The organism is Acidovorax sp. GW821-FHT09B03 (assembly GCF_059418305.1).
Genome location: NZ_JBWKPP010000011.1, coordinates 138,520 through 151,735, shown reverse-complemented (window position 1 = coordinate 151,735; position 13,216 = coordinate 138,520). Strand labels below are relative to the sequence as shown.

Below are 13,216 nucleotides of genomic sequence, written 5' to 3'. Positions count from 1 at the left end.
CCTGGTGTGCCGCTCACATGCCCATGCCGCCATCGACCGGCAGGCCCGCGCCGGTGATGAAGCGCGACGCGTCGGAGCACAGGAAGACCACGGCGTCGGCCATGTCGGCCACCTCGCCCAGGCGGCCCGCGGGCGTCTGCTCGATGATGGCGCCCACGGCCGCCTCGGGCGAGGGGAACAGGCCGGCGGCCACCACGTCGGCGGCGAGCTTCATGCCCATTTCGGTGGGCACCAGGCCGGGGTAGATGCAGTTCACGCGCACGCCATAGCCGAGCTTGCCCGACTCCATCGCCGCCACGCGGGTGAGGCGGTCCATGGCCGACTTGGTGGCCGAGTAGCCTGCGATCGCCGGGAAGGCGATGGTCGCGGCCACCGAAGAGATGTTCACCACCGCCCCGCCCTTGCCCGCGCCACCGCCCGGGCGCATGGCGCGAAACGCGTGCTTGAGGCCCAGCGCTGTGCCGACGATGTTCACGTCGAGCATGCGGCGCAGCGATTCGGCCTCGATCTCGGACACCAGGGCCGTGACCTCGATACCGGCGTTGTTGATGAGGATGTCGAAGCCGCCCAGCGTCTCGACCGTGGCCTGCACGGCAGTGGCCCAGTCGGCCTCCTGCGTCACGTCGAGCTTCACGAAGCCGGCCTTGGCACCGCCGGCCACGGGCAGCTTGCCCGCCGCCTCCTGGCCCAGCGACGTGAGCACGTCGCCAATCATCACCGAGGCCCCGGCGGCAGCGAGTGCCTGGGCCATGCCTTCACCGAGGCCGCGCGCGCCACCGGTGACCAGGGCCTTGCGGCCGGTCAAATCGAACTTCGCCATGTCTTGTCTCCTGGTATTGGGATCGTTGGCTCACCGCTTTCTGCGATGAACGGAATCGATTCTGGAAATGTGTTGGACAAGTGTCAAGACATTTTCTTGACACTTGTCATAAATTCAATCGACCGGCCCTGGTCCATGCATGAAAAGACATGGGCGCCCTGCCCGGCTCTGCCTACAATGGCGCGATGGAAAGAGCACCCCGCCGTGACAAATACGCCGAACGCCGCGCCGAGCTGGGCGAGGCCGCACTGCAGACGCTGGCCGAACTGGGCTATGCCCGCACCAGCCTGCGTGAGATCGCACAGAACTCTGCCTTCTCGCACGGCGTGCTGCACTACTACTTCACCGACAAGCTCGACCTCATCCTGTGCAGCGTGCGCCAGTACAAGGCGCGCTGCGTCACGCGCTACGACGATGTGACGAACAGCTCGACCACCTTCGCACAGCTGGTGGACGGCTTCGTCGATGTGCTGGGCGAAACGGTGCGCAGCGAAGCGCCCATGCATCGGCTGTGGTACGACATCCGCTCGCAGTCGCTGTTCGAGGACGCGCTGCGCGCCGATGTGGAGGCCATCGACAAGAGCCTGGCCAAGATGGTCTGGCGCGTGCTCACGCGCATGTCCGAGCTGGCCGGCCTGCCCGTGCGCGCCCCCATCGACCTCACCTATGCCATGTTCGACGGCGTGTTCCAGCAGTGCCTGCTGCGCCACATGGCCGGTGATGCCAAGGCCATACCGGTCATGCAGGGGCATGTGCGCCTGCTGGTGGAGCAGTTGATCGGCAAGCCCGCCGAGGCTGCTGCACCCGCCAAGGCGCCGCGCAAGCGCAAGCTGGCGGAGCAGGCTGCATAGCGAGCGCCACCGTCCCTTTTGTACCAGGCCGTTCTGTTCTGCAGAACGGCTTTTTTGTTTCCGGTGGTGCTTGACCTGGCTGAAAAGTCTCTTCATACTTTCATGAGACAGATCAATGTTCTTTCTTATAGAACATTGCCTGCATCCAGGAGATTCCATGCCCCCAATACCCGATGTGCTGATCAGCGAGGTCGGCCCGCGCGACGGCCTGCAGTCCGTGAAGGCCACCATGCCCACGGCCGACAAGCTGCGCTGGATCGATGCGCTCCATGCCGCCGGCGTGCGCGAGATCGAGGTCGCCTCCTTCGTGCCCGCGCGGCTGCTGCCGCAGATGGCCGATGCAGCCGAGGTGGTGCGCCATGCCATCACCCTGCCCGGCCTCACGGTGATGGCGCTGGTGCCCAACCGCAAGGGGGCGCAGGCAGCGCTCGAGGCCGGGGTGCACAAGCTCACCATGCCTGTCTCCGCCAGCGCCGCGCATTCGCTGGCCAATGTGCGCAAGACGCGCGAGGAGATGGTCGAGGAGGTGCGCGCCATATCGGACCTGCGCCGCGACATCGCGCCCCACGTGAAGCTGGAGGCTGGTATTTCCACCGCCTTCGGCTGCACCCTGCAGGGCCTGGTGCCCGAGGACGAGGTGATCTGGCTGGCCGCGCAGTGCGTTGCGGCCGGGGCCGACGAGTCCGGCCTGTCGGACACCGTGGGCTATGCCAACCCGGCCCAGGTGCGCCGGTTGTTCAAGCGCCTGCGTGCCGAACTCGGCGACAAGGCCGGTGCCGCCCACATGCACAACACGCGCGGCCTGGGCCTGGCCAACTGCCTGGCGGCCTATGAAGAAGGCGTGCGCACCTTCGATGCCTCATTGGGCGGGCTGGGTGGTTGCCCGTATGCGCCGGGCGCCTCGGGCAATGTGGTCACGGAAGACCTGGTGTTCATGTTCGAGGCCAGCGGCATCGCCACCGGCATCGACCTGCAGCGGCTGATGGATGCGCGCGCGCCGCTGGTGGCCGGGCTGCCCGGCGAGCCGGTGTACGGCATGACGCCCGAGGCGGGTTTGCCCAAGGGCTTCGTACAAGGAGCCAGCCATGTCTGACGCAACGAACAACGACCAACCCCTGCCCTACGCCGGCATCCGCGTGGTGGAGTTCACCCACATGGTCATGGGCCCGACCTGCGGCATGGTGCTGGCCGACCTGGGGGCCGAGGTGATCAAGGTCGAGCCCATCGAGGGCGACAGCACGCGCCACCTGCTGGGTTCGGGCGCCGGGTTCTTTCCTACCTTCAACCGCAACAAGAAGAGCATCGCGCTCGACCTCAAGAAGCCCGAAGGCCTGCAGGCCGCGCTGCGCCTGATCGCCACGGCCGACATCGTGAGCGAGAACTTCAAGCCCGGCACCATGGCCAAGCTGGGGCTGGACTACGCCTCCCTCAAGAAGCTCAACCCGCGCCTGATCTACGTGAGCCACAAGGGCTTTCTGCCTGGACCCTACGAGCAGCGCACGGCCCTGGACGAGGTGGTGCAGATGATGGGCGGCCTGGCCTACATGACCGGGCGACCGGGCGACCCGCTGCGTGCGGGCACCAGCGTCAACGACATCATGGGCGGCATGTTCGGTGCCATCGGCGCCATGGCGGCGCTGCGCCAGCGTGAGCTGACCGGCGAGGGCTCGGAAGTGCAGGCTGCGCTGTTCGAGAACAACGTCTTCCTGGTGGCGCAGCACATGATGCAGTTCGCCAGCACCGGCAAGGCGGCCAACCCCATGCCCAGCCGCATCTCGGCCTGGGCCATCTACGACGTGTTCACGGTGAAGGATGGTGAGCAGATCTTCCTGGCCGCCGTGAGCGACAAGCAGTGGGCCATCTTCTGCGAGGCCCTGGGCCTGGCCGAGCTGCTGGCCGACCCGCGCCTCACAACCAACAACGACCGCGTGCAGGCACGCGACTGGATGATGCCGCAGCTGCGCGCGCACCTGAACAGCCGCAGCGCGGCGGAACTGGCGGCCATCTTCGAGGCCAACGAACTGCCGTTCGCGCCCATCACCAGGCCCGAGGAGCTGTTTGCCGACCGGCACCTCAACGAGAGCGGGGGCCTGGCGCCGATTCGCCTGAACAACGGTACCGAATCCAAGGTGCCGCTCTTGCCCCTGACCATCGGCGGCACGCGCCCCGGCGTACGCCTGCAGCCGCCGGGCCCGGGCGAGCACACGGCAGCCTTGCTGCAGGAGCTGGGCTACACCGACGCCGAAATGGCGGCCCTGCAGGCACAGGGCGCTGTGGCGGGCGTGGCCTGAGCGCGGGTTCCAGGGCGGGCTCTATGGCGCTGCAGCATCCACCCGGCGCACGCCATGGGCCACCAGGGCCCGGTACTCCGACGGGGTATGGCCCATGGCCCGGCCAAAGGACTTGCTGAAGTAGGCGGCATCCTCATACCCCAGCTGGCCTGCCACCTGCGCAATGGGCATCGGCGTGTACGCGAGCAGGCGGCGCGCCTCCAGCATCAGGCGCTCCTGCAGTATTTCCAGCGCGGATTTCTGCACCAGGTTGCGGCAGGTGCGGCTGAGGTGGTCGGCCGAGACCCGCAGGGCCTCGGAATAGAACGTGAGCGGCCGGTGCTCGGCGTAGTGCTGCTCCACCAGGGTCAGGTAGCGCTGGAGCAGCGTGTCACGCAGGCCCTTGGGCGCCTCGCGTTCGAACTGCTCGCCCCGTTCTCGGATGAAGCGCACGGCAATCAACGCCACCAGCGCCAGCAAGGCCGGCACGCGCCCCACATCGCTGCGCTGGAACTCTCTGGATATCCGCGCGAACATCTCTGCAATGCCCACGCCATCGTCTTCGGGAGAAATCACGAACGATGATTTCAGGTGGGTCTGCACCAGCTCCGACTCCCCCAGCAACTGGGACAGCGTCGACGCAGGCAGCGTGACCTGGTGGCCCACGGCGTCCCGCGTGTAGGTGAAGCCATGCACCGCCCCGGGTGCCAGCATCAGCATCACCGGTGACTGGGCCTGGAACTCCCGCCCGTCGATGGAGCCGCGGACGCCGCCGCTTTCGATGAACTGGAACTGGTGCAAACCCTCATGCCGATGTGCCGGAATTGTCCAGTCCATCTCGGCAGCCCGCACCGCAATCTACTCGTAGTGCAGACAATCATCCGGCTGATCGTGGCGGACTTCACGATAGGGCACCCATGGCAATTGCGGCTTCTTCATGACGGACAGGCCTTTTCTGATGCCGGAAAAGTACAGGAAATGGGCCGAAACGTCCATCGCTCTCCCGCCGGCCCACGGGCACCATGGAGGTCCTTTTACTGATGACCGCGACCATGACCCGCCCCCTCCCCTCCGAGCAAGCACCCATTGCGCACAAGCCACCGCCCCTGCGGCTGACTGGCGCCCAGGCCCTGGTGCGCGTGCTGAAGGCCGAAGTTGTGGACACGGTCTTCGGCATCGTGGGCGGCAAGCTCTCGCCCCTGTTCCATGCGCTGAGCCAGGAGCCGGGCATCCGCTTCATCGGCGTGCGGCATGAAGCGGCCGGACCCATGATGGCGGCCGCCGTGCATGCGGGCACGGGGCGCCTGGCAGTGGCCGTCGGCGAGTTGGGCCCCGGTGGCCTCAACCTGGCGTCGGGCCTGGGCGTCGCGTTCAACAACCACCTGCCCTTGCTGGCGATCACCACCAACCAGCACCGGGCGGCCTCCTACCCGCACCTGGGCGTCTTCATGGATCTGGACACACGGGCCGTCACCGCGCCGCTGACCAAATGGAATGCCGTCGTCAACGATGCACGCCGGGTGCCCGAACTGGCCCGTCGGGCCATCCGCGAGGCCCTGGGCGGCTGCCCCGGCCCGGTGCACCTGGACATTCCGCAGGACGTGCTCGGGGAAACGCAGGCCTTCGCCCCCGACGAGTTCGAGCTCACGCCCGATCGCTACCGCGCCACCCGGCACCCGCGCCCCCATGCCGACGCGGTGCGCGAGGCCGTCGCGCTGCTGCGCCAGGCCCAGCGCCCGCTGATCGTCGGCGGCGGCGGCGTGGTGGCATCGGGCGCTGTGGCCGAACTGCGCGAGCTGGCGCGGCGGCTGCGCGCCCCGCTGCTCCCGACCCAGATGGCCCTGGGCCTGGTGCCCAGCGACAGCCCCGGCTTCATCGGTCATGGCGGCATCATCGCCGGCGATCCGGTGCGGCACGCGTTTGCCCGCGCCGACGTGGTGCTCAGCGTGGGTTGCCGCTGGTCCTCCTGGATGTGGGACGAGAAAGGCGCACTGGCACGCCGGCACCACCGCGTGATCAACATCAACATCGACCCGAGTGCCCTCGGGCATTCGGTGGTCCATGAAGTGGCCATGCAGGCCGATGCGCTCGAAGCCCTGCGCGACCTGCTGGCGGCCACGCCCGCCGAACCCGGCAGGGACATGGCATGGCTGAACGAAATGCGCCAGGAGCGCCTGCGCTACGAACAGGCGCTGGCCGCGATGGCCGCCGAGACCACGCCCGTCATGCACCCCGCGGCACTGGCCAAGGCGATCGGCGAGGCCCTGCCCGCCGATGCCCTTGCCGTCTTCGACGGCGGGCACACGACCTTCTGGAGCAACGATCTCACGCCGGTCCACGGGGTGCGCACGCGCCTGCACGAGCCCGGCATGAGCCACCTGGGCTTCGGGCTCCCCGCAGCGATCGCGCTCAAGAGCCAGTTTCCCGACCAGCCTGTCGTCAACATCACCGGCGATGGTGCCTTCGGCTTCACGCTCAACGAGCTGGACACAGCCCGGCGCCATGGCCTGCCGGTGCTCACCATCGTCCACAACAACGCGTCCTGGGGCGTGATCCGCATGGGGCAGAAGATGGGACTGGGTTTCGAGATGGCCACCGGGCTGGAAGACACCGACTACGCCGCCATCGCGCGGGGCTTCGGCTGCCATGGCGAGACCGTCACCGAGGCACAGCAGGTGGCCGGCGCGATGCAGCGCGCCCTGGCCAGCGGCCTGCCGGCCGTGCTCGACTGCCGCACCCGGTTCGTCCCCCATCCCGCGGTCGGGCAGTTTGCCAGCATGAACAAATACAGCTTCGATTCCCTCTCCCGGACCGGATAGGCCACGAGGCAGCCAGCGCATTCCCGTACAAACCCAAAAAAGGAGACAAGCATGAAAAGAAGGCAGCTGCTTCACGCAGGCATGGCCCTGGGCGGCCTGGGCGCGTTGCCGCAGGGGGCCCTGGCGCAATCCGGCGGATTTCTCAGTATCTGGTCCGGATTTCCGGCCGGCGGGCTGGGCGACCAGGTCACCCGCCCCCTGCTGGACCAGATGCGCGGAAAGTTTCCCCAGAACCTGGTCTACGACAGCAAGCCAGGGGCCGGAGGGCGCATTGCGGCGGAGCACGTCAAGCGCGCCGGCATGGATGGCAACCACATCCTCCAGTGCCCGAGCTCCAGCATGACGCTGCACCCCCATGTGTTCAAGAAACTGGGGTACGACACCCTCACGGACTTCGTGCCCATCGCCGGCCTGTGCTCTTACACCGCCGTCTTCACGGCGGGCCCCGGGCTGCCCGCCGAGGTGAAAAGCATCGCCGACTACACCCGCTGGGCCAAGGCCCACCCCACCGAAGCCAACTACGGCGTGCCCGCCATGGGCTCGACCCTGCACCTGGCGGGCGCCTTGTTCGGCAAGCAGGCCCAGATCGACATGCGTGCCATCTCCTACAAGGGAGGCGCGCCCCTGTTGACCGACCTGCTGGGCGGCCAGGTGCCGGTGGCGGTCAATGCGGTCAGCGAGGTGCTGCCGCACATCCGCAGCGGCAAGCTGCGCGCGCTCGCCGTGACGGCGCCCACGCGATGGCCGGCCCTGCCCGAGGTACCCACGCTGACGGAACTGGGCTTCAAGGACATTGCCTTTGTCGACTGGCTGGCCTGGTACGGGGCCGCCGGATTCCCCGCCGACAAGCTCAGGCAGGTGAACGCGGCCGTCAACGACGCCCTGGCCACCAGCCAGATGCAGGAGGTGTTCGCCAAGAACGGGCTGGAGGTCATGCGCGTGACCCCGCAGCGCCTGGCCACCAGCGTCAAGGAAGGCCATGCCTTCTGGGCCAGGGTGGTCAAGATCACAGGATTCACACCGGAGGACTGACGCGATGCAGAAAATCACCCTGGCGCAGGCCAGCAAGATGCTGGAGGTGGCCCTGGCCAAGGCCTCCAGCGCCCACTACCCGCCCATGGGCATCGTGGTGCTCGACGAGGGCGGTCACCTGATCGCGTTTGCCAGGCAGGATGGCGCCAGCATGTTCCGCTTCGACATCGCCCAGGCCAAGGCCTGGGGCAGCGTCGGCATGGGCGCGTCGAGCCGCACCCTGGGAGAGCGCGCCAAGAACAACCCCAACTTCTTCGTGTCCCTGTCCTCGACCTCGGCCGGGCGCTTTCTTCCCCAGACCGGCGCGGTGCTGGTCAGGGACGCGGCCGGCAACACCGTGGGGGCGGTCGGCGCCAGCGGGGGCACGGGGGACCAGGACGAGGAGATCTGCCTGGCGGGCGTGTTGGCCGCGGGCTTTTTCAGCGACCTGCCGGCTGCGTGAAGCGGCAGCGGGGCCTGGCCAGAAATGGCCCAGGCCCCTGCCCTGCCAGGCAAGGCTGCCTCAGTGCGCGAAGCGCAGCACCAGGCTGCCTGCGGCCAGCGCCTTGCCCTGGAGCGCCTCCATCAACTGGGCCTTGGTGAGCCCTTCGGGCAGGGCGTCAGGAGCCAGCGAGGTTGCAATCAAGGTGAAGACGTAGTGCTGCGGCGCATTGCCCTTGCGCGGGCACGGGCCCAGGTAGGCCTTGTCGTTGAGCGTGTTGGCGCCCATGACGAACGCCGCCGGGCGCTGCGCGGCAGCCCCCTGGGGCAACCCGCGCAAGGTGGCGGCCATGCCATAGGCCGTCCAGTGGTTCACCCCCAATCCAGCCCGGCCCGCCTGGTCGTCCATCACGATGGCAAAGCTCCGGGTGCCCTCCGGCACGCCCGTCCAGGCCAGTGCGGGCGAGAGGTTCTCGCCCACGCAGTTGGGGTTGGCAGGATTGCGCCCCGCAAACGGGCGCTCCAGCAGGGCGTTGTCGCTGCGCCCCGGTGAGCTCAGGGCCAGGCCGGTGATGGTGGGCGCTGTCGCCGGGGGTGCCGGTGGCGCCGCGGTCGGGGCGCTGGCGCACCCCGCCAGCACCGCCAGGCCGGCAAGGCGGGTCGCTGGAATCCACTTCATGGCTATCTCCTTCGGGTTGGACAGGATGCGAGGGCGGATCAGCGCTGCTGCCACTGCGTGAGCAACTGCGCCATTTCGGCAGCGCTGGACGCAGCGCCGTAGGTGTAGTGGTCGGGGCGCACGATGGCCGCATGCACGCCGTGGCGCAGCATCCAGGAAGACACCACGCCCTGGGCTTCGGGTTCGGAACGCATGTCGATCGGCCGCAGCCCCGGCGGCACCTCGATCGGCAAGGCGCCGTCGGTGACCAGGCGCCAGCCACTGCCAAAGCGCTGGTCCATGAGTTCGCCGCTTTGCATGCGGGGCTGGGGAAAGAGCGTTCCGGCACCGGCCGTCGGCGCGACCAGACCCGTGGTCAGGGCGGGGAGAATGTCCTGGCGCGGTGTGTCCTTCACCACCCCGCCGCACTCGGCCAGCAGCCGTGCATCGCGTTCGCGGGCCTTGTGCGGGTCGCGCTCGCAGATCACCTCGCCGACATGCTTGATGCGGCGCGTGAGTTCCATCACATGGGCCTTGCGCTCGCTGCCGTAGGTGCCGAGCAGGCGCTCGGCGGCTGCGCCACACACCTCGCCCTTGGCCACCGACGCCAGCTTCCAGGTGAGGTTGGCGACGTCGCGCACGCCCTGGCACATGCCCTGCCCCAGAAACGGCGGCTGCATGTGGGCCGCGTCGCCCGCCAGGAACACGCGGCCCGCGCGCCAGTGCTGCGCCACCAGGGCATGGAACCGGTAGCTCGACTGGCGCCACAACTCTCCGTCCTGCGGGGTGATCCAGCGTGACAGCAGTTTCCACGTCTCCTCGGGGGTGGCCATCTGCCGGGGGTCTTCCCCGGGCTTGAGGCTGATCTCCCAGCGGCGGTGGTTTCCCGGTCCGATGACATAGGTGCAGGGCCGTTCCGGCTCGCAGTACTGCACACTGGTCTTAGGAAGCCTGGCCAGCCCCTGGTCGTTGACCAGCACATCCACCACGAGCCATGGCTCGTCGAAGTCCAGGTCTTCCAGTTCGATGCCGAGCATGCCCCGCAACGCGCTGGCGCCACCATCGGCAGCGATGGCCCAGCGTGCCCGCACGGTCTCGCCGCCGATGGTGAGCGACACGCCGTCGGCATCCTGCGAGAGCGCGGTGCACTCGGCGTTCTCCTGCACGGTGACGTTGCCCAGGCGGGCCACGAGTGCGCGCAGCGCGCGCTCGACCGGCGGCTGGGTGAAGACGATGGAGGGGGTGTAGCCCTGGGGGTACGGGGGCGCCACCATGGTCATGCGGCGGATCAGCTGGCCGTCTACCCCGAAGTACTCCGACGGCGTGAAGGGCTCGCAAAAGCGCTGCACCTCGTCCACGACGCCCAGACGCTGGAATACCCGCATGATTTCGTGGTCCAGCGCAATGGCGCGCGGGATCTCGTAGACGCCCTGGCGGCGGTCGCACACGTGGACCTTCAGGCCGGCCTGGCCGAGCAGCCCGGCCGCAACCGCACCCGCCGGACCAAAGCCGACGATGGCAACGTCGTACATGGCTCAGGCCTCCGCGACGATGGGGTTGCTCAGGAGCCCGATCTTCTCGATCTCGATCTCGATGGTGTCGCCCGCCTTCATCCACACCGGCGGTGTGCGCGCCTGGCCCACGCCAGCCGGGGTGCCCATGATGATCGCGTCGCCGGGCTCCAGGGTCAGGCACTGCGAAAGCAGGTGGATGGTCTCCGCCACCCCCCAGATCATGTCGGAGGTGTTCGCGTCCTGCATGACCTGCCCGTTGAGCCGGCTCTGTATGCGCAGGCCGGTGGCCCCTGGCGCCAGTTCGTCGGCCGTCACCAGCACCGGCCCGAAGCCGCCGGTGCCATCGAAGTTCTTGCCGATCGTCCATTGGGGCGTGCGCTTCTGGAAGTCGCGCACCGACATGTCGTTGAAGCAGCTGTAGCCAAAGACATACTGCAGCGCCTCGTCCTGGGGCACATGCCGCGGCACCTTGCGGCCGATCACCACGGCGAGCTCGGCCTCGTAGTCGAACTTCGTGGACACCCGGGGCAACAGCCCCGGCTGGGCATGCCCGATCAGCGAGCTCTTGCCCCGGTAGAAGAACCAGGGGTACTCCGGCTTCTCGCGGCCGCCTTCCTTGGCGTGGTCGAAATAGTTCAGCCCCAGGCAGATGGTCTTGCCCGGCTCGGGCAGCAGCGGCGCAAAGGCCAGGTCCTTCAATGCCAGGCGCGGCGCGTCCGACTGCAGCGCGGCGCGGCCCATGGCCGCCAGGTCATGGCCGGCTTCGAGCTCGGCACGCAGATCGGCGGCCAGGTCCACGGCCGTATCGCCGTCCACGACCGCCAGGCGGGGTTGGCCGTTGTGCAGGTAGGTGGTGAATCGCATGGGGAGAATCCTCAGAGGGTGGGAACAAAGAAAACGGTGCGCTGGGCCTCTTTGAGGCGCGCGCTGGGTGGCTGGGAAATGCCCCATTGGTCCACGCGGCCGGGGGGCCAGGTCCAGTCGGCGGGGGAGCCGGGGCGGTAGCTGTCATCGATCTGCTCGACTTCGGCCGTGTATTCGATGACCAGGCCGAAGGGATCGATGAAGTAGTTGAATGCGTTGTCCCCCGGGCCATGGCGCCCGGGGCCCCATTCGGTGCCATGCCCCGCGTCCTTCATGCGCCCCGCGCCCCGCATCACGGCATCCAGCGTCGGCATGACGAAGGCGATGTGGTTGAGCGCGTCGTTGTCGGAGTCGCCCAGCGCCAGGGTGTGGTGGTCCGCATCGCAGTTCATGAAGGCCATGATCCGGGTGCGGTCGGCGAGCACGAAGCCCAGTGCCTGTTCCAGGAAGACCTGCGTGGCGGCCACGTCGTGGCTGTTCAGGACCGCATGCGCCAGGCGCTGGGGCTGGTCTGGGGGCGCCGGCTCGGTGGGTGCGCTCTGCATGTCGCCATGCACCACCTCGAAGCGGCGGCCGTCGGCATCCCGCACCACGAGACGGGTTCCACCCGCGGGATCTGCGGCGGGGGCCACGCCCTGCTCCACCCGCCCGCCCGCAGCAAGTGCCGCCTGCGCAATGGCGGCAAGTGCCTGGGCGGTGCGCGCGCGCAGGGTGACATGGCGCAGCTGCGGTGTTCCGGGGCGCTCGTGCAGTGCCAGCAGGTGGTGGTCTGCGCCGCTGCCGCGCAGGTAGAGGGCGCCGTCGCCGCGCGCCGCGACCGTGAGCCGCCATACCTGGGTGTAGAAGCGCTCGGCCGCCGCGAGATCGGGCACGGTCAGGGACACGCTGCGCAGCGACTGGATCCAGGGGGATTTCATGGGAGTTCCTTGGAAGAAGTGGGTGATCGGCCCAGGAAGCGCCGGGCATTTTCGAAGGCCAGCGCATCGCAGGTTGCGGCCGGCAGCCCGGCCTCCTGCAGCCGCGCCAGCGGCCTGCGCTCGTGGAAGTTGAAGGGGTAGTCGGTGCCGAGCATCAGCGCCTGCTCGCCAAAGCAATCGATCAGGTAGCGCAGTGCCGGCGCATCGAACACCAGCGTGTCGAAGTACAGCCGCCGGGCCTGCTCCTGGGGCGATTGCGCCATGCCCTGCGCCAGGGCCGGAAACACCTGCCAACCTTGCTGCAGGCGCGGCAGCAGCATCGGCAAGGTGCCGCCGCCATGGCTGAAGGCCATGCGCAGCGCGGGCAGCCGCTGCAGCAGCCCGCCGGTGATCACCGATGCGGCCGCCAGACCGACGTCGGTCGGGTAGGCCAGCACCTGCTGCAGCGCGGCCGGGCCCACCAGCCGCTCCATGCCCGCGGGCTTGAGGGCATGCACGAACACGGGAACATCAAGCTCCACGCACGCCGCAAAGAAGGGTTCGAAGCGCGGGTCGCCGATGGCCGTGCCATTGACATTGCTGCCCACCTCCACGCCGACCAGTCCCAGCGAGCGCACGGCATGCGCCAGTTCGGCAATCGCCGCACCGATGTCCTGCAGCGGCACGGCCGCCAGGCCCAGCATCCGGCCCGCGCTTTCGGCACACAGCGCCGCCGTGGTCTCATTGAGGAAGCGGATCAGGGGCTGCGCATCGGCGAGTTCCAGCCAGTAGCTCAGGAGCTCGGGCATGGGCGACACCACCTGAGTGGCGATGCCCATGTCCGGCAGGTCGGCCAGGCGCCGGGGCGCCGACCAGCACTTCTCGCTCACCGTGCGGTAGTGCTTGCCCTGCACCAGCACATGCCGATGGCACAGGCCCTGGGCGTCGGGTGCGTGCGCGGTGGTGGGCCACGGCGCGGGCAGCGTCTTGCCCAGGTAGGCGGGAAAGGCCTCGGGCACGACATGCGCGTGCACGTCGATCCCGCAGGCGCAGGGGTTCAGCCAGGCCACGC

13 protein-coding genes are annotated in these 13,216 nt (G+C 68.5%); 6 read left to right on the top strand and 7 right to left on the bottom strand.

The annotated features are described in order from the left end of the window. Window positions 1-13: 13 nt before the first annotated feature. Entirely contained in the window at window positions 14-820 is an 807-nt protein-coding gene (locus AC07PA_RS19975; protein ID WP_494607073.1) for an SDR family NAD(P)-dependent oxidoreductase, read from the bottom strand. 185 nt (window positions 821-1,005) lie between these two features. On the opposite strand from AC07PA_RS19975, the gene AC07PA_RS19970 reads away from it, so the two are divergent. From AC07PA_RS19970 to AC07PA_RS19960, 3 genes are all read left to right on the top strand, one after another. Further along, on the top strand, window positions 1,006-1,671 hold the full coding sequence (locus tag AC07PA_RS19970) for a TetR/AcrR family transcriptional regulator (protein WP_494607075.1): 666 nt from the start codon (window positions 1,006-1,008) through the stop codon (window positions 1,669-1,671). Between the two features lie 157 nt (window positions 1,672-1,828). Further along, window positions 1,829-2,764, top strand: a complete 936-nt coding sequence (locus tag AC07PA_RS19965) for a hydroxymethylglutaryl-CoA lyase (RefSeq protein ID WP_494607077.1) — start codon at window positions 1,829-1,831, stop codon at window positions 2,762-2,764. Then, the gene (locus tag AC07PA_RS19960) at window positions 2,757-3,962 is read left to right on the top strand and encodes a CaiB/BaiF CoA transferase family protein (protein WP_494607079.1); all 1,206 of its coding nucleotides are present in this window, start codon (window positions 2,757-2,759) and stop codon (window positions 3,960-3,962) included. The genes AC07PA_RS19965 and AC07PA_RS19960 overlap by 8 nt, the downstream gene beginning before the upstream one ends. Window positions 3,963-3,983: 21 nt before the next feature. Here AC07PA_RS19960 and AC07PA_RS19955 read toward each other — a convergent pair whose 3' ends face one another. Continuing rightward, on the bottom strand, window positions 3,984-4,778 hold the full coding sequence (locus tag AC07PA_RS19955) for a helix-turn-helix domain-containing protein (protein ID WP_494607081.1): 795 nt from the start codon (window positions 4,776-4,778) through the stop codon (window positions 3,984-3,986). Window positions 4,779-4,993: 215 nt separating this feature from the next. On the opposite strand from AC07PA_RS19955, the gene AC07PA_RS19950 reads away from it, so the two are divergent. From AC07PA_RS19950 to AC07PA_RS19940, 3 genes are read left to right on the top strand one after another with little or no spacing between them, the layout of a single operon-like run. Then, window positions 4,994-6,760 carry a thiamine pyrophosphate-binding protein gene (locus tag AC07PA_RS19950; RefSeq protein WP_494607083.1) on the top strand — a complete coding sequence of 589 codons (1,767 nt, stop codon included), beginning with the start codon at window positions 4,994-4,996 and terminating at the stop codon, window positions 6,758-6,760. 51 nt (window positions 6,761-6,811) lie between these two features. Further along, window positions 6,812-7,792: a tripartite tricarboxylate transporter substrate-binding protein gene (locus tag AC07PA_RS19945; RefSeq protein WP_494607085.1), complete on the top strand. Its 981-nt coding sequence runs from the start codon at window positions 6,812-6,814 to the stop codon at window positions 7,790-7,792. Window positions 7,793-7,796: 4 nt separating this feature from the next. Next, on the top strand, window positions 7,797-8,234 hold the full coding sequence (locus AC07PA_RS19940; RefSeq protein ID WP_145696707.1) for a heme-binding protein: 438 nt from the start codon (window positions 7,797-7,799) through the stop codon (window positions 8,232-8,234). A 60-nt stretch (window positions 8,235-8,294) separates the two neighbouring features. Here AC07PA_RS19940 and AC07PA_RS19935 read toward each other — a convergent pair whose 3' ends face one another. Genes AC07PA_RS19935 through AC07PA_RS19915 form a run of 5 tightly spaced genes read right to left on the bottom strand, consistent with a single transcriptional unit; the run spans window position 8,295 to window position 13,214 of the window. Next, the gene (locus AC07PA_RS19935) at window positions 8,295-8,891 is read right to left on the bottom strand and encodes a YbhB/YbcL family Raf kinase inhibitor-like protein (protein ID WP_494607088.1); all 597 of its coding nucleotides are present in this window, start codon (window positions 8,889-8,891) and stop codon (window positions 8,295-8,297) included. Between the two features lie 38 nt (window positions 8,892-8,929). Then, window positions 8,930-10,402 (bottom strand): bifunctional 3-(3-hydroxy-phenyl)propionate/3-hydroxycinnamic acid hydroxylase, encoded by a 1,473-nt coding sequence (locus AC07PA_RS19930; RefSeq protein WP_494607090.1) that lies wholly within the window; start codon window positions 10,400-10,402, stop codon window positions 8,930-8,932. A 3-nt stretch (window positions 10,403-10,405) separates the two neighbouring features. After that, on the bottom strand, window positions 10,406-11,248 hold the full coding sequence (locus AC07PA_RS19925; protein WP_494607092.1) for a fumarylacetoacetate hydrolase family protein: 843 nt from the start codon (window positions 11,246-11,248) through the stop codon (window positions 10,406-10,408). An 11-nt stretch (window positions 11,249-11,259) separates the two neighbouring features. Further along, a complete protein-coding gene (locus tag AC07PA_RS19920; RefSeq protein WP_494607094.1) occupies window positions 11,260-12,165 on the bottom strand; it encodes a VOC family protein in 906 nt (301 codons plus the stop codon). Then, complete coding sequence (locus tag AC07PA_RS19915) at window positions 12,162-13,214, bottom strand: amidohydrolase family protein (protein ID WP_494607096.1); 1,053 nt, start codon at window positions 13,212-13,214, stop codon at window positions 12,162-12,164. Before AC07PA_RS19915 ends, AC07PA_RS19920 begins: the two co-directional genes overlap by 4 nt. Window positions 13,215-13,216: the final 2 nt, after the last annotated feature.